Annotated in this window: 21 protein-coding genes; 11 read left to right on the top strand and 10 right to left on the bottom strand. The window is 54.8% G+C overall.

Annotation, left to right across the window (positions count from 1 at the left end):
* Positions 1–120: 120 nt before the first annotated feature.
* The 10 genes from cobO to glmS all read right to left on the bottom strand — a co-directional run bounded on the left by cobO (position 121) and on the right by glmS (position 11373).
* Positions 121–723 carry a cob(I)yrinic acid a,c-diamide adenosyltransferase gene (gene cobO / locus IAE27_RS28320; RefSeq protein WP_053064716.1) on the bottom strand — a complete coding sequence of 201 codons (603 nt, stop codon included), beginning with the start codon at positions 721–723 and terminating at the stop codon, positions 121–123.
* A 9-nt stretch (positions 724–732) separates the two neighbouring features.
* On the bottom strand, positions 733–2385 hold the full coding sequence (locus IAE27_RS28315) for a class I fumarate hydratase (RefSeq protein ID WP_004100308.1): 1653 nt from the start codon (positions 2383–2385) through the stop codon (positions 733–735).
* Positions 2386–2396: 11 nt separating this feature from the next.
* Entirely contained in the window at positions 2397–3398 is a 1002-nt protein-coding gene (glsA, locus tag IAE27_RS28310) for a glutaminase A (RefSeq protein ID WP_108704058.1), read from the bottom strand.
* A gap of 74 nt (positions 3399–3472) precedes the next feature.
* A complete protein-coding gene (locus tag IAE27_RS28305) occupies positions 3473–4780 on the bottom strand; it encodes a dicarboxylate/amino acid:cation symporter (protein ID WP_133497408.1) in 1308 nt (435 codons plus the stop codon).
* 364 nt (positions 4781–5144) lie between these two features.
* Positions 5145–5462: a DUF4387 domain-containing protein gene (locus IAE27_RS28300; RefSeq protein ID WP_134882511.1), complete on the bottom strand. Its 318-nt coding sequence runs from the start codon at positions 5460–5462 to the stop codon at positions 5145–5147.
* Positions 5459–6829 carry an acyclic terpene utilization AtuA family protein gene (locus IAE27_RS28295; RefSeq protein WP_200093245.1) on the bottom strand — a complete coding sequence of 457 codons (1371 nt, stop codon included), beginning with the start codon at positions 6827–6829 and terminating at the stop codon, positions 5459–5461. Before IAE27_RS28295 ends, IAE27_RS28300 begins: the two co-directional genes overlap by 4 nt.
* Before the next feature lie 3 nt (positions 6830–6832).
* Positions 6833–8074, bottom strand: coding sequence for a methylaspartate ammonia-lyase (locus IAE27_RS28290; RefSeq protein WP_004111471.1), 1242 nt, complete (start codon positions 8072–8074; stop codon positions 6833–6835).
* Positions 8074–9519, bottom strand: coding sequence for a methylaspartate mutase subunit E (locus IAE27_RS28285; protein WP_200093243.1), 1446 nt, complete (start codon positions 9517–9519; stop codon positions 8074–8076). Before IAE27_RS28285 ends, IAE27_RS28290 begins: the two co-directional genes overlap by 1 nt.
* Before the next feature lie 16 nt (positions 9520–9535).
* On the bottom strand, positions 9536–10924 hold the full coding sequence (glmL, locus tag IAE27_RS28280) for a methylaspartate mutase accessory protein GlmL (RefSeq protein ID WP_004111473.1): 1389 nt from the start codon (positions 10922–10924) through the stop codon (positions 9536–9538).
* On the bottom strand, positions 10924–11373 hold the full coding sequence (gene glmS / locus IAE27_RS28275) for a methylaspartate mutase subunit S (RefSeq protein ID WP_004100319.1): 450 nt from the start codon (positions 11371–11373) through the stop codon (positions 10924–10926). Before glmS ends, glmL begins: the two co-directional genes overlap by 1 nt.
* A gap of 1207 nt (positions 11374–12580) precedes the next feature.
* Here glmS and cydA point away from each other — a divergent pair.
* The 11 genes from cydA to cpoB all read left to right on the top strand — a co-directional run bounded on the left by cydA (position 12581) and on the right by cpoB (position 21602).
* Positions 12581–14149, top strand: coding sequence for a cytochrome ubiquinol oxidase subunit I (gene cydA, locus IAE27_RS28270; RefSeq protein ID WP_004100321.1), 1569 nt, complete (start codon positions 12581–12583; stop codon positions 14147–14149).
* Between the two features lie 15 nt (positions 14150–14164).
* Positions 14165–15304, top strand: coding sequence for a cytochrome d ubiquinol oxidase subunit II (gene cydB / locus IAE27_RS28265; RefSeq protein WP_004100323.1), 1140 nt, complete (start codon positions 14165–14167; stop codon positions 15302–15304).
* A 15-nt stretch (positions 15305–15319) separates the two neighbouring features.
* On the top strand, positions 15320–15433 hold the full coding sequence (gene cydX, locus IAE27_RS28260; protein WP_004100325.1) for a cytochrome bd-I oxidase subunit CydX: 114 nt from the start codon (positions 15320–15322) through the stop codon (positions 15431–15433).
* Entirely contained in the window at positions 15433–15723 is a 291-nt protein-coding gene (gene ybgE, locus IAE27_RS28255) for a cyd operon protein YbgE (RefSeq protein ID WP_004100327.1), read from the top strand. Before cydX ends, ybgE begins: the two co-directional genes overlap by 1 nt.
* 149 nt (positions 15724–15872) lie before the next feature.
* On the top strand, positions 15873–16277 hold the full coding sequence (ybgC, locus tag IAE27_RS28250) for a tol-pal system-associated acyl-CoA thioesterase (RefSeq protein ID WP_004100330.1): 405 nt from the start codon (positions 15873–15875) through the stop codon (positions 16275–16277).
* Positions 16274–16966, top strand: a complete 693-nt coding sequence (gene tolQ / locus IAE27_RS28245; protein WP_004100332.1) for a Tol-Pal system protein TolQ — start codon at positions 16274–16276, stop codon at positions 16964–16966. Before ybgC ends, tolQ begins: the two co-directional genes overlap by 4 nt.
* Before the next feature lie 3 nt (positions 16967–16969).
* Positions 16970–17398, top strand: a complete 429-nt coding sequence (gene tolR, locus IAE27_RS28240; RefSeq protein ID WP_004100333.1) for a colicin uptake protein TolR — start codon at positions 16970–16972, stop codon at positions 17396–17398.
* Positions 17399–17503: 105 nt separating this feature from the next.
* Positions 17504–18826, top strand: a complete 1323-nt coding sequence (gene tolA, locus IAE27_RS28235; RefSeq protein ID WP_017146322.1) for a cell envelope integrity protein TolA — start codon at positions 17504–17506, stop codon at positions 18824–18826.
* A 129-nt stretch (positions 18827–18955) separates the two neighbouring features.
* Complete coding sequence (gene tolB / locus IAE27_RS28230; RefSeq protein ID WP_004100336.1) at positions 18956–20248, top strand: Tol-Pal system beta propeller repeat protein TolB; 1293 nt, start codon at positions 18956–18958, stop codon at positions 20246–20248.
* Positions 20249–20282: 34 nt separating this feature from the next.
* Positions 20283–20807 (top strand): peptidoglycan-associated lipoprotein Pal, encoded by a 525-nt coding sequence (gene pal / locus IAE27_RS28225; RefSeq protein ID WP_004100337.1) that lies wholly within the window; start codon positions 20283–20285, stop codon positions 20805–20807.
* Positions 20808–20816: 9 nt separating this feature from the next.
* Complete coding sequence (gene cpoB / locus IAE27_RS28220; protein WP_142471811.1) at positions 20817–21602, top strand: cell division protein CpoB; 786 nt, start codon at positions 20817–20819, stop codon at positions 21600–21602.
* Positions 21603–21815 lie beyond the last annotated feature (213 nt).

Here is a 21815-nt window from a genome sequence, read left to right as displayed (position 1 = left end):
GGGCTACCGCGCTGCAAACGGCAATGAACCTGTAGCCCGGGCAAGGCGCGTTGAGCGCCGCCCCCGGGAGCAGCGCGCAGAGTAGCCCAGGGAGCAGAACGCAGCGCGAGCCGGGTCAAACTACCAGTCGATTCCTGCCTGCGCCTGAATACCACCGTCAAAGGCGTGCTTCACCGGGCGCAGCTCGCTGACCGTATCGGCAAGCTCCAGCAGGCGGGCATGGCAGCCGCGGCCGGTAACAATCACGTTCTGCTGCGGCGGACGATTGACAATAGCGGCAATCACTTCCTGTGGATCCAGATAGCGATACGCCAGCATATACGTGAGCTCATCCAGCACCACCAGATCGTAGCTCGGATCGGCCAGCATGCGCTTACTCTCTCGCCATACGACCGATGCCGCCTCCATATCCGTTTCCCGGTTTTGCGTTTCCCAGGTAAAGCCGGTGCCCATAATGTGAAACTCAACGCCCAGAGGATGCAGCGTATTGTACTCTCCATTATCCCACTGGCCTTTAATGAACTGGGCAACGCCGACGCGCTTACCATGTCCGACGGCTCGCGTTGCCGTACCAAAGGCGGCAGTAGATTTGCCCTTACCGTTGCCGGTGAAGACGATCAAGATGCCTTTTTGCTCCGTTGCCGCCGCCACGCGGGTATCAACCTGCGTTTTCAGCTTCTGCTGGCGCTGACGATGGCGGTCAGGATTGCCTCGCGCGTGCATAAATGCTCCTTAGTGCCCTGCCGGACAGGTGGCGCAGCGGTGCTGCTGCTCGAACTGGCTAAAGAAGTTGTTGCCTTTGTCGTCAACCAGCACAAACGCGGGCAGGTTTTCGACTTCCATCATCCATACCGCTTCCATGCCCAGTTCCGGATACTCAAGGCAGCGTAAACTTTTCACGTACTGCTGCGCCAGCAGGGCCGCCGCACCGCCGATGCTGCCGAGATTAAAGCCGCCGTGTTTCAGGCAGGCTTCGGTCACCTGCGGGCTGCGGTTGCCTTTTGAGAGCATGATCAGACTCCCGCCCGCGGCCTGGAAAGCATCAACATACCCGTCCATCCGTCCGCCGGTGGTGGGACCCAGCGAGCCGCAGGCAAGATTGTCTGGCGTTTTTGCCGGTCCGGCGTAGTAGACGATATGATTGCGCATGTAAGCCGGCATCGGTTCGCCATTATCCAGCCGCTCTTTAATTTTGGCATGGGCAATATCGCGGGCGACGACAATTGGACCGCTCAGCGACAGCCGGGTACCGACCGGCAGGGCTGACATATCGCGAAGGATATCGCGCAGCGGCCGATTCAGGTCGAGCTGGACGGTCTGCGCCCCGTTTTCTATCCGCTGAGAATCAGGAATAAACTTGCCCGGGTTATGTTCCAGCTTCTCCAGCCAGATGCCGTGCTTGTTGATTTTGGCTTTAATGTTTCGATCGGCGGAGCAGGAGAGGGCCATAGCGATAGGGCAGGAGCCGCCGTGCCGCGGCAGGCGGATCACGCGAATATCGTGAGCGAAATATTTGCCGCCAAACTGCGCGCCGATGCCGAACTCGCGGCTGGCGTTAAGCAACGTCGCCTCCAGCGCAGTATCGCGAAACGCCTGGCCCAGCGCGTTTCCGCTGGTGGGCAGATTGTCATAATATTTGGTCGAAGCCAGCTTCGCCACCTTCAATGCCTGATCCGCCGAGAGGCCGCCCACCACAAAGGCGATGTGGTACGGCGGACAGGCGGCGGTGCCCAGCGCTTTCATTTTTTCTATCAGGAAGGCGGTGAGTTTTTCCGGCTGCAGGATGGATTTCGTTTCCTGAAACAGCGCTGCTTTGTTCGCCGAGCCGCCGCCTTTGTTGACGAACAGGAAGCGGTATTCGCTACCCGGCACGGCGCTGATGTCGATCTGCGCCGGCAGGTTGGTCTCCGTGTTGACCTCGGTGTACATATCGAGGGGGGCATTTTGCGAATAGCGTAAATTATTTTCCTGGAAGGTGTTGTAGACGCCCTGACTCAGGGCTTCAGCATCGTTGCCGCCGGTCCAGACGTTCTGGCCTTTGCTCGCCACGATGGTTGCGGTCCCGGTATCCTGGCAGTTTGGCAGCACGCCTTTTGCCGAGACTTCGGCGTTGCGCAGCAGCTGCAGCGCAACGTATTTATCGTTACTGCTGGCCTGCGGATCGTGCAGGATACTGGCGATCTGTTTTAAATGTCCGGCGCGCAGGAAAAATGAAGCCTCATAAAATGCCTGCTGAGCCAGCAACGTTAACGCTTCGGGCGCAACCTTGATGACCTCTTCACCATCTAACTCTGTCACCTTAACATGTTGATTACTGAGTAGTTCATATTCCGTATTATCTTTACTCTGCACAAAGAGTTCCTGCCAGACAAAGGGTTTAGACATGTGACATCTCACTATTTCGCGAAAAAGAGATTGGCCTGCGTCGCTTTAGCGACGTACTCGATGGTTTGCTGGGCGCGAACGCTATTACCGGCTGCATCCAGCGGAGGGGAGTAGACGGCGATGGCGTACCGCCCCGGCACCACGGCGATCATCCCGCCGGCAACGCCGGATTTCGCCGGAATACCGACGCTATACAGCCATCTGCCGCTGCCGTCGTACAGCCCGGCTATCGCCATTTCCGCCAGCACCTGCGGCACATAGCTGGCGTTAAGCAGTTGCCTGCCGTTGAACGGCGATTTACCGCCGTTGGCCAGCACGGCTCCCATTTTGGCGAGCTGCTCAACGGTGATATCCACCGAACATTGACGGGTGTAGATTTCGACGGCTTCCTGCGGATCGCCATAAAAGCTGCGGTAGGAATGCATCAACATGGCCAGCGCCTGGTTATGCTGGTTGGTTGCCATTTCGGATTGAAATACCGGCTCGTTCACGTTCAGCGTACTGTCGGCCCAGGCGCTGAGATTGTTGAGGATTTTATTCCAGCGGTCGGTTTTGTCCTGCGCCGCAATCAGGCTCACGGCGCTCATGGCGCCGGCGTTGACTAACGGATTCTCCGGCGCGCCTTGGGTGAGTTCGACGGCTAATCCGGAATTGAAGGGCAGGCCGGTGGCGTTGGCGCCGAGTTTATCCAACACTTCCTGCGGTCCGCGTTGCTCCATTGCCAGCGCCAGGGTGAACACTTTGCTCAGGGACTCCATCGGGAACGCTTTTTTTACGTCGCCGGTCTGGTAAATTTTGCCTTCTACCGTCGCGAGCGTAATGGCGAAATTATCCGGGCTATAGGTCGCCAGAGCGGGGATGTAGTCGGCGACTTTACCCTCGTGGTTATTTTTATATTTCTGATGCGCCTGCTCGATAATGCTGGCGTAGTCCGGTGCGCCCTGAGCTGCGGCGGCACCGCTAAACAATAAGCTGGCGGTGACCAGGCAGGTACCGAGAAATTTAACGTTCATGGTATGTCCTGTTGAGATTATTGAGAAGAACCGGGCCGGATAGATCCGGCCTGGGGTTCATAGCCATCTTGCCGTCAGGACATCGCCACTTCGGACGTTTCGCTGGCAGGACGCTCCTGCTCGGTTTTTTTGACCGGGGCGGTGCCGCGGCAGCCTTCTCCATAGTGCTCGCCTTCCCAGCGGCCAACGATGGCGGCGCCCATGGCGTTACTCATTACGTTGGTGGCGGAGCGACCCATATCGAGGAACGGATCGACGCCCATCAACAGGATCAGGCCCGCTTCCGGAATGTTGAACTGGTTCAGCGTCGCGGCAATAACCACCATTGAGGCGCGCGGTACGCCCGCCATCCCTTTTGAGGTCAGCATCAGAATCAGCAGCATGGTGATCTGCTCGCCCATGCCGAGGTGCACGTTGCAGGCCTGGGCGATAAACACCGTGGCGAACGAGCAGTAGGCCATGGAGCCAACCAGGTTAAAGGAGTAGCCAATGGGCAGAACGAAGCTGGCGATTTTGGAAGAGACGCCAAATTTTTCCAGCTTATCGAGGGTGCCCGGGAAGGCGGCTTCAGAGCTGGACGTGGTGAAGGCCAGCAGGGCGGGCTCAAGGATCGCTTTGGTCAGACGGCCAATGCACGGACCAACAATGACCGCCGACAGGCCAATCAGCATCGCCCACAGCATGCCAAGCGTCAGGTAGAACTCACCCATAAAGATACCGGCGCTGACCATTACGCCCAGACCGCGCTCGGCGATCAGCCCGGAGATAGCGGCAAAGACGGTTAGCGGCGCGAAGAGCATGACGTAGCCCGTCAGCTTCAACATTACGTGGACCAGCGAATCGAGCACTTTCACAATGGGTTCGGCTTTTTCGCCGATAGCCGCCAGGCTACAGCCGAGGAAAATGGAGAACACCACGATTTGCAGGATTTCGTTGCGCGCCATCGCATCAACGATGCTGGTCGGCACCGCGTGAGAGATAAATACCTTCAGCGTGAAGGGCTCAGACTGAACGGCCGCGACCGCTCCGGCATCGTGGGCGACGAAATTAATCCCCGCCCCCGGCTGGAACAGATTAACGATCACCAGCCCCAGCGCAATTGACAGCAGCGAGGCGCAAATAAACAGGAAAAAAGTTTTCGAGAATATCCGCCCGAGCGTTTTAGCATCGCCCATTTTGGCGATGCCAACTACCAGCGTGGATATTACCAGCGGAGCGATAATCATTTTTACCATGCGTAAAAATATGGTGGTGAAAATAGAAATATCCTGCGCGTATGATTTTGCTGTATCAGCCGATGCCATATTATTAATTGCCACCCCGGCAATCATGCCGAGTATCAGGCCTAATATGATCATTTTGGTTAAACTTATTTTTTTCATGTTTACTCCATCGGATCGAGGTTAGTCGGTGAAGTGTTGTAGGGCAGCGCACGCCTGAGCCTGCAAACCGCTCAGACGGGCGCCTGTGGTGACCAACCGCATAAATTGTCTGGAATACAGTGATACAGCGAAATCCTGTACACCAAGGGATGTTGTTGTATTTTTATATCCGTTGTCTTTCAAGCTGCATTTTTGTTGGCTGCCTTTGCTCACCCCCGTCATGTACGGATGTACGCTCCTGGGAATGAATGAGGGACATCCATGTCCCTCACCGAAGGCAGCCTCCGGCTGTTCAAATTCATTCCTGACGAATTTGTCCTTCAGTTGCCGCCTCAATGCAACTCGAAATCCATTGGATATAGAATTAGAAATCGAACTCAATACTTAATAACGGCGCATGCTGCTGAGCGCCATAAACATCATTGTCGCCAACGTTGCCGGAAATAATATCCCGCGGCATGACAATTTTTACCGCGTTAGCCGGGTCAAACCAGACAATGCGATGAATAAAATCAGGTCTCACGTTATATAAGCCGGCAATAAGCTGCGGAGTTAATTGCTCAGATCGTTTTACCCGCTGATAATCCTCCCGGGTTTTAAATAAAATATCTAAAACTAATTCATACGGCCCGGCGTTTTTGGAGCGGATCACCTGCGCCAGTGAGCATAGAGATTGTTTCATGCCTGAACTCCTTCTGGCGTGACCTGCTCAATATGGAAGTCAAAGCGCAGCGCGTCGCAGGCTTCAATCAGGTGATAGATTGAAAACTCATACACCGGGCCGCTCTGAATATCGGAAGGCGAGAACGGGAAGGCGAGGTTGCCCGCGGTCGCAATGCGGTTTTCATAACCGTAGTGCAGCAGGGTAGAGCGCACCAGCGAACAGACGCTGTTGGCGGTATCCTGAGTCGGGGCGACGACGTCCAGTAAAATCCCCAGCTCGTGCCCGGCGGTTTTCATCGGTTCGTGATTGCCCATCACGCCGTTCTTTCCGTACAGATGGAAAGTCATGCGGATGCTGTCGTCACTCAGCGAGAGGTTGCGCGCCACGCTGGCCTGTACCTCTGCAAGAATCGTGTCGATCCCGGCGATCATGATCGGGTCGCGGGTTCCGGCAATGGTCAGGCAGCGAAAGCCGACCCGACGCGCGCCTTCCAGCTTCAGCGCGTAGGGCGTCTCTTCGTGGCGAGAGCCGCTAACGTACACCTCGCCTTCGTTGACCGCTTTGAAGCTGCATCCTTTGAGGTTCAGCACGCCGCCGGGCCCGGGCAGGAAGTACGGATCGGACTTCTCGTATAACGTGTGCGCCGCGGCGGACGTTTCGGTGAATTTGCGCTGTGGATTGAAGGTTTTCAGCGTAAAACCGTTGTCGTCGATGATCCCAATCGCGCAGTCGGAGCCGGACCCTGGGGTCGCTGCAATGGCCGCGCATTCAAGGATCTTGCCGCAGTGCAGGGCCAGTCCCGCATCGAAGCCCTGCATAATCGGCAGCGCCGCGAAGCAGGCTGGATCGTACGCCCGTCCGCCCAGCACCACCTGGGCGCCAGCGGCCAGCGCCCGTTGGAACGGTTCGATACCCATCTGGGCGACGATATAGGTGCTCTCTTCAATGGCTTCGTGGGTCAGCTCGGGCACAAAGTCGAGGGCGGTGATTTTGCCGTTATCCAGCGCCTGATGCACGATGGATTTCTCGACGTCAGACGGGATCAGCGCCATGGAAAACGACAGTTGCTCTTCCTGCGCAATCTCATGGATGATTTGCCGGCACCACTCCAGGTGCGGGGCCGCGCCGGAGCCGCCGGCCGTGCCGATCACCACCGGAATACTGTTTTTTACGCCGGCGACGATCATATAGCGCAGATCGCGTTTTACTCCGGCTCTGTCGGTAAAGGGTTTACCTGCTCCCAGATAATGGGGGCCGGGATCGGATGAACCGGCGTCAACGGCAATCAGATCCGGAGACTCCGCCATGGCTTTAAGAAAGCTCTCTTCCGGAAAGCCATAACCCAGAATCGCGGTCGGCGATAAGATCTTAAAGGTACGAGCCATCTCTTAATCCTTAGTCTGCAACAGCGCGATGGTGCGGTTCATTTCGTTAAACACGATGTTAAGTCCTTCGTCGAAGCCCATGCCTGGCTTGATCAGCATGCGCACAGGACGCGCGGCCAGCGCGACGTGAACGCAGGTGCGGGCGCTGATCTCGGTTTCGTTACAGGTCCCGCCCTGATAGGCTTCCATCGCATGTTTGTTGCAGTACAGCACCGCGTCCACAATGTTATGGATGCCGCCGAGGTCCGGGGTTTTAATCTGTACCATGTGGCAGCTGCCGGCATCGGTGAAGTCAACGATATCCTGATAGGTGTTACACCATTCGTCGGCGACGATTTTCACCCCGGAACCCAGGCGGGTCAGCTCTTTGGTGATGGCGGTCAGCATGCGGATCTGATCCGGTTTGTTGCCGGCATCCACCGGGCCTTCTATATAGAGCGGCAGGCCCTGGGCCTCTTTCTCCAGGCTGGCGATATATTCGGCGCAGCGAAGCGGGTCCATATCGAAAATCAGGCCGATGGTGCCGTAAACATCGATATGCAGCGTCGGACGGTAGCGGGGGCTGGTGCGCAGGCTTAAGATGCGGTCGGACAGCCAGCGGATATACTCGCGCAGTTTCTCCCCTTTCAGACCCAGCTTCTCTTCAACGTTGTTAATCAGCGCATGCGGCAGAACATCGACGCCTTTGAGGATCATCTTGTCCACGGCGATATAGCGGTCGTCTCCGCTCTGACCGAATAACGGAATCGCTTCCGGGATACAGGGCAGCTGCCATTCGTCGCAAACCACCTCCGCCTTCAGACGGCCGCTGGCCAGCGCCGTGGCATCGAGTAGCGCCTGGGAAAGACCATAGCGGACGGCGGTATGCAGCAGTTGGCCGTCGATGCGCAGCTTGTCGAAGAAGCGGGCGTTCGGCAGGAACGTATCGACATCCCGGCCTTCCAGCAGCGGTTTAATATGATCGTTGAGGAAGGGAATAAAATTTTCCGCGAGGAACAGCGGGTCGCGGCCACCGGCGCCGGAATACTGTACGGCGGCACAGTCACCGACCGCTACCGCGCCGTTTTCCAGAATCAGCTGCACGGAAACGCATTCACCCGCCTGGCGCACGGAGGTAAATCCGGGGGTAACCGGCGCGCCGGTATAGATGAATCCATCGTGACCCGCGCCGTTTTTAATCGCCTGCTGGTCATCAAAGTAGAATGAGGAGTAGCCAGCGGTGAAAAGGGCCTGTTTAATTTTCATTATGGTCTTCCTATTAATTGACTGTGGGATACCGCGTTGATGTCATCAACAACCATCTGGAATGAGGGCTTGCGACCTTCAAAATGCGCACGTTCTGCGACGTAATCGTGGTGCAGGGCGAGGATGTCCTTCGGCAGCGGAACCGCGCCAGCTTCAAGCACGCGAATAGCGCCGGAATTGTCGCGAACCGGCAGAATTTTGCCCGCGTTGCAGGATGCCGGAGCAAAAGGCACGTCCAGCACGCCCGCTTCAAAGGCCAGCACCGTACCGCGGGCGATATCGCCGTTACCCAGTTCGAAGACTTTCTTCAGTACCGCGCGTACCTCGCTTTTTATCAGCTCCACTTCCTGATCTACCGCGGCGCACGGCGGGAACTTCTGATCGCTGACCATATTGAGCATCTGGCGGGAGGCCCTCAGGCCCTGCGCGTTGGCCGCTGCGGTTGGAATACCGAACGCTTCATGCGGGCTCTTGGTGATCACTTTGGTGGCGCCGGACATGCCGGCCACCGCCGCGCCCCACGAGATAATGGCAAACGCTTTTGATTCATCTTCCGGAAAACCGCCCATCCACTGGTGGAAGACGGTACTCAGTTCATAATCGTCGAAACCGTAATTGCCAAAATATTCGTGAGAAAGTTCGCGAAGCGACTTAATCGCTGCAATGTCCTGGGTCAGGCTGCCCACCTGGCCGTAGCCGACGGTAATTGATTTGACGCCCTGTTCCAGCGCCAGCAGCCCTTCGATAATCGCCACCGCGTGGGACATAAACGGCGGGATCAGAGTGCCGGTTAGCGGGCCGAAAGGTTCGCGGTTAATTCGAATGCCGTGCTCTTCATAAAGGCCCATCAGGCGATCGCAGTATTGCCAGTCGCGAATCGACTTCTCCAGGGTCACGCGCTTGGCGTAGGGAATGTTGTAGGAGATACCGCCGCCTTCGTAGCTGGTAAAGCCGCTGGCCATGGAAATTTCCGCCAGCAGACGCGCGTCCGGCGTACCGTGACGTACCTGCACCGGTTTTTCCAGCGCTTCGGTCATCCGGCGGCAGGCAGCGACGCCGTGGTTAACCACCGGTAAACCGTTGAGTTTGGAGGTACCCGCTTCGATAGACTTCTGAATGCCGACCGCCGCTTCTTCGTAACGGTTAAGGCGGGTGTAGGCATCGATGGTACTGGGCAGTAGATCGCACTCTTCCTGCAGCGTCTTGAGTAGCGCAATGTGTTCATCCATCAGCGCTACGCCCGCGCGCGGCTGGCTCAACGTTTTACCTTCCTGGTCGGCCTTAAGCAGGGCGTGAGAAAAGCGTTTTTTCTCTGGAATAGTTTGCTGGTACTTCACGCCATCTTCGAAGTGCTCAACGCCCTTGCCGGTATGCCAGGTCTGCAACACCTGATGCCGCTCGGTCATGAATTCGTCATGGGTTAATTTTTTATTTCGAAGTTCCATTCGTAGCTGCCTTCATTTATAGGGTTAAACAGTGAATGCTGGTGCGAGCGGCGAGTTCGGGATAAAGCCTGGCAACGTTTGCCAGCAGCGGAAGCAGGCCTTTTGCATCGCGGTAATAGTCAAACTGGGTCGGTAAGAGAATGCGTCTGCCGTCGTCATCCAGTTCGCGGTATTTCAGCCAGCGGTGGATGTCAAAGCGGCTGGCGCGGGAGAGCCATCCACCGGATCCGACGACTTTGCGCACCGGGGTCAGGTCGCGCCCCATCTGCAGGTCGACGTTGCCCACGCAGGTGCAGACCTGTTTTTTGGTTCCCGCGTGGCGTTCGCTGGCGTAGCCCACGCAGAGCCCGGCGAGAACGGTGTCGAAATACTTTTCTTCTTCACTGGCCGGCAGATAATCCGGCTGAGCGACAAGATGGCGCAGGTAGCGGTAAAAAGCCTCCTGACGCTGCGGCTGGTGGGCAAAGACCACGTTCACCAGCTCCCGGGCGCTTTCACCGACAACCATCGCCGAGACGCGCATGCCGAGATCGCCTTCCACCGTGCGTTTTACATATGGCTCCGGAACGCCGTGTAGAACGGTATCCGGCGAGAGCGTGTTGGCGCTGGCGGAGTAGACATCGGTAGTCGCGCCGCCCATGTCGATCAGCATGAACTCTTTCCACGCGCTGTCGTAATGACTGATGGTTTTCACCAGCTCGTAGACGGTCCACGGCGTTGGCATCGGCTCTTCGCCGGTTTCTGCGACGATAACGTCCAGTCCTTTACCTTTGACGATCCGGGATAAGAAAACATCGCATATTGCCTTGCGGGCCGCGTACGGATTCGGGTGATCGAGATCGGGCAGAATATTGTCTACCGTGGTCAGATCTTTATGGCCGAGGATGGTCTGAATCTCGTCCTGAATGTCGCGGTTGCCGGCATAGATAATGGCGCAGTCGAGCGTTGATTCCGCCAGCGCGTGGGCGTTAGCCAGGCCGTAGCTCGCTTCACCGCCGTCGGTCCCGCCGGTAAACAGCAGAATGTCCGGCGGCGAGGCTTCCAGCGCCTGAATGTCGTGGCGATTCAGTTTATAAGAGTAGTATTGGGCGATTTTGGCCCCCGCCGAGTGGGCGGTGACTTTTGCTGACTCCAGGGTGATGGACGGCACCAGCCCCATCGCGGCGACGGCAAGACCGCCTTTGGCTGATGAGGAGTATTTCAGCGTGACGTCACCGCGGTTCAGCAGCGGGCGCGCATCGGCAACGTTAAGCACCTGGTTCAGGCTGGCAAAAAAGCCTTCCGCCAGGTGATGGGTGGTTGTCGGGGTCAGAACGTGGTTTACCAGCGTCAGCTCATCCCCCTCCTGGGTGAAGAGGGCTGCCTTGGTCCACGTCGAGCCGATATCGACTGAGACGGTTTGCATCAGATGGCCTCTTCCAGACACGGGTGTTTAACGCCATGGCGCTGGTTGATGTCGTTTGCCATCAGCTGGCAGACGTCTTCCAGATCGTGGCTGGGGGCAAAAACGCGGTTGAACCCCATCTCTTTGAACTTCGCTTCAACGTCGGCAAAGTCATGCTTTCCGACCACCAGATTGCCGCCGACGTAAAGGAGAATGTCGCCGATACCGCGTTCGATGCAGCGCTCGCGCAGTCCCAGGCAATCGATATCGCCGTGGCCGTAAATCGACGACACGACGATGGCATCCGCACCAGTTTCGATGGCGGCATCAATATATTCATCCTGGCTGACCATCACGCCCAGATTGATTACGCGAAAATCATGGGCAGTAAAAACGCGATCCAGGACTTTATTGCCTACTGCATGGCAGTCAGCACCAATGACGCCAATAACGAGTGTTGATTTCTTCATGGGTAATCCTCTGTAGGGCTGATGGTATAAAAATAAAAACGACGATCTAATATTTGGCAGCCTGGGTAATGGCTGCCTGTTAATAGGGCTGGAGTGTCTTTGGTTCGTCTGGAGGAAGCAATTGATCTATTTTCAGAATATCATTCAAAAAAAGCGCATTTTTGAGTTTTCGTTAAAAATTCTTTGTTTATCATAGTGATGTACTTGATGCTTATAAATTTGATTGGTCCTTTTTGAGTTCTCGTAATAAATATATTGCGATGTTTGTGAGCGAGATCTTATTTTATTTTTGGCTGGCTTCTGTATTTCTAAATAACGGGTTAAATACAATTCTTTAAAATTTTCTGTGAGCGCGGTAACGGAATTTATGGGCTGGTTTTTATATGTGTCAAAGGCAACTTGTTAGAATAAAGCTATCAAATGATGAATTGTTCGTTTCATATTCTATTTTTGTTGATGAGGCAGGCATACGTCGTCAGAGAGTAAAAATGCAGACTGCAGATGATCCTTAAGAAGAGCAGGGGGCCTGACCTGCACAAAAAAGAAATCGATGGGCGGCGGTGACGGGATAAACGATAGTCACATAGGGGTGTTAATTAAAGGTAAATGCAATGATAAATATAATCAGTAAAAAAATAAACGATAGTAACTTGATAAAAAAAATCTGTGAACTACGCAACATTATCAGTTGAGGTCGGCATTTAAGCCGCTCACGAGGGCTCATTAAGTACCGCTCCGCTGTGAAATAAATGGTCTATCATTTTCAGTAACTGATGACACTCCTGAAAAACATACCGTTAACCTTGTGTTTACTAGTGTTGTACACAGTAAACATAATTAACATTTAAAATGAAAATTGATTTAAATCAATGTTTAAAACTTGGAAAAGAACAAGAAATGGAGTTAAATTGTCGCGGATCAAATTGACCAAAATCTGATATTTTCGCTATAAATTGATCGCCGTCGAAAACTGCAAATTTATCACAATAAAAACCTATTTATTGTAAGGGTTTTGCAGCGTAATATAATCACGGGATCAATTTGGGTGTTTTGTTAACATGTTTGTAACTTTTCACCACTACCGTTTCCTTGACAGAGGAAACGGGCGTGACGAGAAGAAGCAAATAAATTTGTATTGGGGCATGCGTGTGACCCTTTCTAACGGGGTTCACTCTCGGAGTCTTCATGCGATGAGCAAGGAGTCATGATGTTAGATATAGTCGAACTGTCGCGCTTACAGTTTGCCTTGACCGCGATGTACCACTTCCTGTTTGTGCCGCTGACGCTTGGTATGGCGTTCCTGCTGGCCATCATGGAAACGGTCTACGTCCTTTCCGGCAAACAGATTTATAAAGATATGACCAAGTTCTGGGGCAAGTTGTTTGGTATCAACTTCGCTCTGGGTGTGGCAACCGGTTTGACCATGGAGTTCCAGTTCGGGACAAACTGGTCTTACTACTCTCACTACGTGGGCGATATCTTCGGTGCGCCGCTGGCCATTGAAGGTTTAATGGCCTTCTTCCTCGAATCTACCTTTGTAGGTCTGTTCTTCTTCGGTTGGGATCGTCTGGGCAAAGTGCAGCACATGGCCGTGACCTGGCTGGTAGCGCTCGGCTCCAACCTGTCGGCGCTGTGGATTCTTGTCGCTAACGGCTGGATGCAGAACCCGATTGCGTCGGACTTCAACTTTGAAACCATGCGTATGGAGATGGTCAGCTTCTCTGAGCTGGTTCTGAACCCGGTGGCTCAGGTTAAGTTCGTGCATACCGTGGCTTCCGGCTACGTGACCGGCGCGATGTTCATTCTTGCTATCAGCTCCTGGTATATGCTCAAAGGGCGCGACTTTGCTTTTGCCAAGCGCTCCTTTGCTATCGCAGCCAGCTTCGGCATGGCGGCAATCCTCTCCGTTATCGTTCTCGGTGATGAATCCGGTTACGAAATGGGCGACGTGCAGAAAACCAAGCTGGCGGCTATCGAAGCAGAATGGGAAACTCAGCCTGCTCCGGCGGCCTTTACCCTGTTTGGTATTCCTGACCAGAAAGCAGAGGAGAACCGCTTCGCGATTCAGATTCCTTACGCGCTGGGCATCATTGCGACTCGCTCCGTCGATAAACAGGTCACCGGCCTGAAGGATCTGATGGTTCAGCACGAAGAGCGTATCCGTAACGGGATGAAGGCTTACGCGCTGCTGGAACAGCTGCGTGCAGGTTCAACCGACCAGGCCGTTCGCGATCGGTTTAACGACGTGAAGAAAGATCTTGGCTATGGTCTGCTGCTGAAACGCTATACCGACAACGTCTCCGACGCGACGGAAGCGCAGATTGCGCAGGCGACCAAGGACTCCATTCCTGCCGTGGCGCCGCTCTATTTTGCCTTCCGTATCATGGTGGCGTGCGGCGTGCTGATGCTGCTGATTATTGGCGCCTCCTTCTGGACCGTGATTCGTAACCGCATTGGCGAGAAAAAATGGCTGCTGCGCGCTGCGTTTTATGGCCTGCCGCTGCCGTGGATTGCCGTAGAAGCCGGCTGGTTTGTTGCCGAGTATGGCCGTCAGCCCTGGGCTATCGGTGAAGTGCTACCAACGGCTGTAGCGAACTCGTCGCTGACTGCGGGCGACCTGATCTTCTCTATGGTGCTGATTTGTGGCCTGTACACGCTGTTCCTGGTGGCTGAACTGTTCCTCATGTTCAAGTTTGCCCGCAAAGGACCAAGCAGCCTGAAAACCGGTCGCTATCACTTTGAACAGTCCTCTGCGGCTATTCAGTCGGCACGCTAAGACAGGAGTCGTCAAATGATCGATTATGAAGTATTGCGTTTTATCTGGTGGCTGCTGATTGGCATTCTGCTCATTGGTTTTGCCGTCGCCGATGGCTTCGACATGGGGGTGGGCATGCTCACCCGTTTCCTCGGTCGTAACGACACCGAGCGTCGAATTATGATTAACTCCATTGCTCCGCACTGGGACGGAAACCAGGTGTGGCTGATCACCGCGGGCGGCGCGCTCTTTGCCGCCTGGCCGATGGTCTACGCCGCCGCGTTTTCCGGCTTCTACGTGGCAATGATCCTGGTGCTGGCATCTTTATTCTTCCGTCCGGTTGGTTTCGACTACCGCTCGAAGATTGAGGATACCCGCTGGCGTAATATGTGGGACTGGGGCATCTTCGTCGGCAGCTTCGTACCGCCGCTGGTGATTGGCGTGGCGTTCGGTAACCTGCTGCAGGGCGTTCCGTTCCACGTTGATGAATATCTGCGTCTGTACTACACCGGCAACTTCTTCCAGCTGCTGAATCCGTTTGGACTGCTGGCCGGTATTGTTAGCGTGGCGATGATCCTGACGCAGGGCGCGACCTATCTGCAGATGCGTACCGTGGGCGAACTGCACCTGCGTACCCGCACCGTCTCAACGGTAGCGGCGCTGGTGACGCTGGTCTGCTTCGCGCTGGCAGGCGTTTGGGTCTACTATGGCATCGACGGTTACGTAGTGAAATCCGTCATGGATCATACCGGCCCGTCTAACCCGCTGACCAAAGAAGTGGCTCGTGAGGCCGGCGCGTGGATGGTGAACTTTAATAATATGCCGGCGCTATGGGCGATTCCTGCTCTGGGCGTGGCGCTGCCGCTGCTGACCGTCATTTCGACCAAAGCAGATAAAGGCGCCTGGGCATTTCTGTTCTCCTCGCTGACGCTGGCGTGCATCATTCTGACTGCCGGTATCGCCATGTTCCCGTTCATTATGCCTTCAAGCACGGCGATGAACGCGAGCCTGACCATGTGGGATGCCACCTCCAGCCAGCTGACGCTGAACCTGATGACTTACGTGGCGATTGTCTTCGTACCGATTATTCTGGCCTACACCACCTGGTGTTACTGGAAAATGTTCGGTCGCATCACTCGCGAAGACATCGAAAAGAACACCCACTCGCTGTACTAAGGTAAGGAGCTATATATGTGGTATTTCGCATGGATTTTGGGAACGCTTCTTGCTTGTGCCTTTGGGGTGATTACCGCGCTGGCGCTTGAGCACGTGGAAGCCACCAAAGCAGGTAAAGAAGAACACTGATGAGTATTATCGCGACTCTTTACGCGATAATGGACAAGCGCCCGTTAAGGGCGCTTTCCTTATTGATGGCGCTGGCGCTAGCGGGCTGCATCTTCTGGGACCCGTCGCGCTTTGCGGCCAAAACCAGTGAGCTGGAAATCTGGCACGGCTTCCTGCTGATGTGGGCGGTGTGTACCGGCGTTATCCACGGCGTGGGCTTTCGCCCGCGCGCCATCCACTGGCAGGGAATTTTTTGTCCGCTTATCGCTGATATTGTGCTCGTTTTGGGCCTGTTCTTTTTCTTCTTTTGAATAAGAAATCTCTGTTAACCATATGGGCTTGCATAAGCCCATAAAAATTTACTCCTCGTTTACTTTCCCCCATTCCAAACCACGATTCCCGCGCGTATAGTAGCGAAGTTTGAAAGCACTAACCTTTTGTTGCATTACCGGGATGTAAAGTGAATACAACGCTGTTTCGATGGCCGGTTCGGGTCTACTACGAAGACACCGACGCCGGTGGTGTGGTTTACCACGCCAGCTACGTCGCTTTCTATGAAAGAGCACGCACAGAGATGCTGCGCCATCATCACTTCAGCCAACAGGTTTTGCTGGCTGAACGAGTTGCCTTTGTGGTTCGCAAAATGACGCTGGAGTATTTTGCGCCCGCCAGACTCGACGACATGCTCGAAATCCAGACGGAGATAACCTCAATGCGAGGGGCGACCCTGGTTTTCACGCAGCGAATCGTCAACGCCGAGAACGTAGTTTTGAATGAAGCTGAAGTTCTGATCGTGTGCGTTGATCCACTCTTAATGAAGCCTCGTGCGCTTCCCAAGTCTATTGTCGCGGAGTTTAAGCAGTGACTGAGATGAATATCCTTGATTTGTTCCTGAAGGCAAGCCTTCTGGTTAAACTTATCATGTTGATTTTAGTTTGTTTTTCTATCGCCTCCTGGGCCATTATTATCCAGAGAACGCGCATTCTCAACTCGGCGTCGCGTGAAGCCGAAGCGTTTGAAGATAAGTTCTGGTCAGGTATTGAGCTTTCTCGTCTGTATCAGGAAAGCCAGGGCCGTCGCGATAATCTGACCGGTTCGGAACAAATCTTCTACAGCGGTTTTAAAGAGTTTGCTCGTCTGCATCGCGCCAACAGCCATGCGCCGGAAGCAATTGTCGAAGGGGCATCGCGCGCGATGCGTATCTCGATGAATCGCGAGCTGGAATCCCTGGAGACGCACATCCCGTTCCTCGGTACGGTAGGTTCTATCAGCCCGTATATCGGTCTGTTTGGTACCGTATGGGGGATCATGCACGCCTTTATCGCGCTGGGCGCGGTAAAACAGGCGACGCTGCAAATGGTGGCACCGGGTATTGCAGAGGCGCTCATTGCGACCGCAATTGGTCTCTTTGCCGCTATCCCGGCGGTTATGGCTTATAACCGTCTGAACCAGCGCGTGAACAAACTTGAGCTGAACTACGACAACTTTATGGAAGAGTTCACCGCTATTCTGCACCGTCAGGCGTTTACCAGCAGCGAAAGCAATAAGGGGTAAGCCATGGCCAGAGCACGTGGACGCGGGCGTCGCGAACTGAAGTCCGAGATCAACATCGTTCCGCTGCTGGATGTCCTGCTGGTACTGTTGCTGATCTTTATGGCGACAGCGCCGATCATTACGCAGAGCGTAGAGGTCGACCTGCCGGACGCAACGGAATCGCAGGCGGTAAAAAGCAACGATGAACCGCCGGTGATCGTTGAGGTTTCCGGAGTCGGGCAGTACAACGTGAAAATTGGCCCGGAAACGCTATCGCAGCTGCCGCCTGAACAGGTTATTGCCGAAGCCAGGCGTCGACTTGAGGCGAATGAGAAAACGGTGTTCCTGATCGGCGGTGCGAAAGAGGTGCCATACGATGAGATTATTAAAGCGCTTAACCTGTTGCATAGCGCAGGGGTTAAATCGGTTGGCTTGATGACTAAGCCGATCTAATCGCTCGCAATACGCACCCCCGCCAATATGGCGACGGTGGGACAAACGTGTCCCGCGGCCGACGTCATCGAACGGGAACAGGCGAACAGTTTTTGGGAACCGATAGTGTCAAAGGCAACCGAACAAAACGACAAGCTTAAACGAGCGATCATAGTTTCAGTCGCGCTGCACATCGTCTTGATAGCGCTGCTGATCTGGAGTTCGTTTGACGAGCATCTGGATGCTTCTGCCGGCGGCGGCGGGGGCTCTTCTATAGATGCGGTTATGGTCGATCCGGGGGCGGTTGTGAAGAATTATGACCGTCAACAGCAGCAGCAGGCCAGCGCCCGCCGTGCCGCCGAGCAGCGTGAAAAGCAGGCTCAGCAGCAGGCGGAAGAGTTGCGCGAAAAACAGGCCGCCGAGCAGGAACGGCTAAAACAGCTGGAACAGGAGCGTCTGCAGGCGCAGGAAGCGGCTAAAGAGGCCAAAGAGCAGCAGAAACAGGCGGAAGAAGCCGCGGCGAAAGCCGCCGCAGCGGCCAAAGCGAAAGCGGACGCTCAGGCGAAAGAGGCGCAGGAAGCTGCCGCCAAAGCCGCCGCTGATGCAAAAGCGAAGGCCGATGCTCAGGCGAAAGCAGCCGAAGCCGCTGCGGCGAAAGCGGCGGCGGATGCGAAGAAACAGGCAGAAGCAGAAGCCGCGAAAGCGGCCGCGGACGCGCAGAAGAAAGCCGAAGCGGATGCAGCGAAGAAAGCTCAGCAGGAAGCCGAGAAGAAAGCGCAGCAGCAGGCAGAGAAAAAAGCGCAGCAAGAAGCGGCGAAACAGGCTGCGGCTGAAAAGGCTGCTGCCGAAAAAGCGGCAGAAAAAGCCGCCGCGCAGAAAGCCGCTGCTGAGAAAGCAGCAGCCGAGAAAGCCGCCGCAGCGGAAAAAGCCGCCGCTGAGAAAGCTGCGGCAGCCAAAGCCGCAGCAGCAGAGAAGGCCGCCGCAGACAAAGCAGCGAAAGCCGCAGCCGCTAAGGCAGCAGCCGCGAAGAAAGCCGCTGCGGCCAAAGAGGCCAACGGCGTGGACGATCTGCTCGGCGACCTGAGCTCCGGTAAGAATGCGCCTAAAACTGGCGGTGGGGCGAAAGGGAGCAATGCATCTGCTGCCGGGAGTGGTAATACTAAAAATAATGGCGCATCAGGAGCTGATATCAGCAATTATGCCGGGCAGATCAAATCTGCTATTGAAAGTAAGTTTTACGACGCAGCGTCTTACTCAGGCAAGACCTGTACCTTGCGTATTAAACTTGCTCCGGATGGCATGTTGCTAAATATACAGTCTGAAGGTGGGGATCCTGCGCTTTGTCAGGCCGCTCTTGCAGCAGCCCGACAGGCTAAGTTCCCAAAACCGCCTAGTCAGGCGGTATATGAAGTATTCAAAAATGCGCCGTTGGACTTCAAACCTCAGTGATATTTTTCCCCGTGCAAGCGGGGAAAAACAATCTATTGTAGTCACAGGGTTTTAGTAGTTTTGTGTATTTGGGTTTGTTAACATTCTGCTAAATTATCGTGGGCTTTCCGCCTGGATAAGGGAGATATGATGAAGCAGGCATTACGAGTAGCATTTGGTTTTTTAATGCTGTGGGCGGCAGTGCTGCACGCAGAAGTACGCATCGAGATTACCCAAGGGGTTGACTCGGCACGCCCAATCGGCGTAGTGCCGTTCCAGTGGGCGGGGCAGGGTGCTGCACCTGAAGATGTGGGCGGTATCGTGGCGGCTGACCTGCGCAACAGCGGCAAGTTTAATCCGCTCGATCGCTCTCGCCTGCCTCAGCAGCCGGGTAGCGCTCAGGAAGTACAGCCTGCGGCATGGTCTGCGCTGGGTATTGACGCCGTTGTGGTGGGTCAGGTGACGCAAAACCCTGACGGCTCCTATAACGTGGCCTACCAGCTGGTTGATACCGGCGGCGCGCCGGGTACCGTGCTTGCACAGAACTCATTTAAAGTGACTAAGCAGTATCTGCGCTATGCCGCGCACGCTGCCAGCGACGCGGTATTTGAAAAGCTGACCGGCATCAAGGGCGCCTTCCGTACCCGTATCGCCTACGTGGTGCAGAAGAACGGCGGCCAGTTCCCGTACGAACTGCGCGTATCCGACTACGATGGTTATAACCAGTTCCTCGTTCACCGTTCCACCCAGCCGCTGATGTCTCCGGCCTGGTCTCCGGATGGTGCGAAACTGGCCTACGTAACCTTTGAAAGCGGTCGTTCTGCGCTGGTTGTGCAGACTCTGGCTAACGGCTCCGTTCGTCAGATTGCTTCGTTCCCGCAGCACAACGGCGCCCCGGCGTTCTCGCCGGACGGCAGCAAACTGGCCTTCGCTCTGTCGAAAACCGGTAGCCTGAACCTGTACGTGATGGACCTCGGATCCGGTCAGATTCGCCAGGTGACCAATGGTCGTAGCAATAACACCGAACCAAGCTGGTTCCCGGATAGCCAGAATCTGGCCTTTACTTCCGACCAGGCGGGACGTCCGCAGGTATATAAAGTCAATATTAATGGCGGCACGCCGCAGCGTATTACCTGGGAAGGTTCACAAAACCAGGATGCTGACGTGAGCGCTGATGGTAAAACTATGGTAATGGTAAGCTCGGCCGGTGGTCAGCAGCACATTGCCAAACAAGATCTGGAAGCGGGTGGTGTGCAGGTTCTGTCATCAACGTTTTTAGATGAAACGCCAAGTCTGGCACCTAACGGCACTATGGTAATCTACAGCTCTTCTCAGGGGATGGGATCCGTGCTGAATCTGGTTTCTACAGATGGGCGTTTCAAAGCGCGTCTTCCGGCAACTGATGGACAGGTAAAATCGCCTGCCTGGTCGCCGTATCTGTGATAATAAATAATTGATTATTAAAGGAATCAAAGAAATGCAACTGAACAAAGTGCTGAAAGGGCTGTTGATCGCTCTGCCGGTTATGGCAATCGCGGCGTGTTCTTCTAACAAGAACGCCAGCAACGACCAGAGCGGTGAAGGCATGCTGGGTGCCGGCACTGGTATGGACGGTAACGCTAACGGCGGCAACATGTCTTCCGAAGAGCAGGCTCGTCTGCAGATGCAACAGCTGCAGCAGAACAATATCGTTTACTTCGATCTGGACAAATACGATATCCGTTCTGACTTCGCTGCAATGCTGGACGCGCACGCTAACTTCCTGCGTAGCAACCCGTCTTACAAAGTGACCGTAGAAGGTCATGCGGATGAGCGCGGTACGCCGGAATACAACATCGCTCTGGGTGAGCGTCGTGCTAACGCCGTTAAGATGTATCTGCAGGGCAAAGGTGTTTCTGCTGACCAGATCTCCATCGTTTCTTACGGTAAAGAAAAACCTGCAGTACTGGGCCACGACGAAGCGGCTTACGCCAAAAACCGTCGCGCCGTACTGGTTTACTAAGAGAATTGCATGAGCAGTAACTTCAGACATCATCTATTGAGTCTGTCGTTACTGGTTGGCATAGCGGCCCCCTGGGCCGCTTTTGCTCAGGCGCCAATCAGTAGTGTCGGCTCAGGCTCGGTCGAAGACCGCGTCACTCAACTCGAGCGTATTTCCAATGCGCACAGCCAGCTTTTAACCCAACTCCAGCAACAACTCTCCGATAATCAGTCCGATATTGATTCCCTGCGCGGCCAAATTCAGGAAAGCCAGTATCAGCTGAATCAGGTTGTTGAACGCCAGAAGCAGATCCTGCTGCAGATCGACGGTCTGAGCAGCGGTGGCGGCACGACGGGCGCGCAAAGCCCGTCGTCAGCCAGTGAGCAAGGCGCTCCGGCAAGCGCGCCAGCGGCTTCATCAGGCGCTCCGGCGTCGACCGGCGATGCAAACACCGATTACAACGCGGCTATCGCGCTGGTGAAGGATGCTTCCCGCCAGGACGACGCGATGGCGGCTTTCCAGAACTTCGTCAAAAAGTACCCCGATTCAACGTATCAGCCGAACGCCAACTACTGGCTCGGTCAGCTGAATTACAATAAGGGTAAAAAAGACGATGCGGCGTACTATTTCGCTTCCGTGGTGAAAAACTACCCTAAATCTCCGAAAGCGCCCGATGCGATGTTTAAAGTCGGCGTAATCATGCAGGACAAAGGCGATACCGCAAAAGCCAAAGCGGTTTATCAGCAGGTGGTCAGTAAATTTCCTGGCACCGACGGAGCCAAACAAGCGCAAAAACGCCTTAACGCGCTCGGATGATTATGGCATGACCAGAAATCGCATTATTTCTGGTCTTGTCGCATGAATCCTAAGCAGTTAAGCAATCTTTATCTAAATTGTTGTTGCGCTGAATTCTGAAATCAGTAATATATGCCGCCGTTGCCAAGGGATATCGAACAAGCCCAAAGCGACGAAAATAGTGGGTCGTTAGCTCAGTTGGTAGAGCAGTTGACTTTTAATCAATTGGTCGCA

The organism is Klebsiella sp. S69 (assembly GCF_016516145.1).
Taxonomy (GTDB): Bacteria; Pseudomonadota; Gammaproteobacteria; order Enterobacterales; family Enterobacteriaceae; genus Klebsiella; species Klebsiella oxytoca.
Note: the sequence above shows the minus strand (reverse complement) of the source record. Positions and strands in the feature narration are given on the sequence as shown.

Coding starts and splice junctions, on each gene's coding strand:
- cobO (WP_053064716.1), bottom strand. CDS start 723: ATGCACGCGCGAGGCAATCCTGACCGCCATCGTCAGCGCCAGCAGAAG.
- IAE27_RS28315 (WP_004100308.1), bottom strand. CDS start 2,385: ATGTCTAAACCCTTTGTCTGGCAGGAACTCTTTGTGCAGAGTAAAGAT.
- glsA (WP_108704058.1), bottom strand. CDS start 3,398: ATGAACGTTAAATTTCTCGGTACCTGCCTGGTCACCGCCAGCTTATTG.
- IAE27_RS28305 (WP_133497408.1), bottom strand. CDS start 4,780: ATGAAAAAAATAAGTTTAACCAAAATGATCATATTAGGCCTGATACTC.
- IAE27_RS28300 (WP_134882511.1), bottom strand. CDS start 5,462: ATGAAACAATCTCTATGCTCACTGGCGCAGGTGATCCGCTCCAAAAAC.
- IAE27_RS28295 (WP_200093245.1), bottom strand. CDS start 6,829: ATGGCTCGTACCTTTAAGATCTTATCGCCGACCGCGATTCTGGGTTAT.
- IAE27_RS28290 (WP_004111471.1), bottom strand. CDS start 8,074: ATGAAAATTAAACAGGCCCTTTTCACCGCTGGCTACTCCTCATTCTAC.
- IAE27_RS28285 (WP_200093243.1), bottom strand. CDS start 9,519: ATGGAACTTCGAAATAAAAAATTAACCCATGACGAATTCATGACCGAG.
- glmL (WP_004111473.1), bottom strand. CDS start 10,924: ATGCAAACCGTCTCAGTCGATATCGGCTCGACGTGGACCAAGGCAGCC.
- glmS (WP_004100319.1), bottom strand. CDS start 11,373: ATGAAGAAATCAACACTCGTTATTGGCGTCATTGGTGCTGACTGCCAT.
- cydA (WP_004100321.1), top strand. CDS start 12,581: ATGTTAGATATAGTCGAACTGTCGCGCTTACAGTTTGCCTTGACCGCG.
- cydB (WP_004100323.1), top strand. CDS start 14,165: ATGATCGATTATGAAGTATTGCGTTTTATCTGGTGGCTGCTGATTGGC.
- cydX (WP_004100325.1), top strand. CDS start 15,320: ATGTGGTATTTCGCATGGATTTTGGGAACGCTTCTTGCTTGTGCCTTT.
- ybgE (WP_004100327.1), top strand. CDS start 15,433: ATGAGTATTATCGCGACTCTTTACGCGATAATGGACAAGCGCCCGTTA.
- tolR (WP_004100333.1), top strand. CDS start 16,970: ATGGCCAGAGCACGTGGACGCGGGCGTCGCGAACTGAAGTCCGAGATC.
- tolB (WP_004100336.1), top strand. CDS start 18,956: ATGAAGCAGGCATTACGAGTAGCATTTGGTTTTTTAATGCTGTGGGCG.
- pal (WP_004100337.1), top strand. CDS start 20,283: ATGCAACTGAACAAAGTGCTGAAAGGGCTGTTGATCGCTCTGCCGGTT.
- cpoB (WP_142471811.1), top strand. CDS start 20,817: ATGAGCAGTAACTTCAGACATCATCTATTGAGTCTGTCGTTACTGGTT.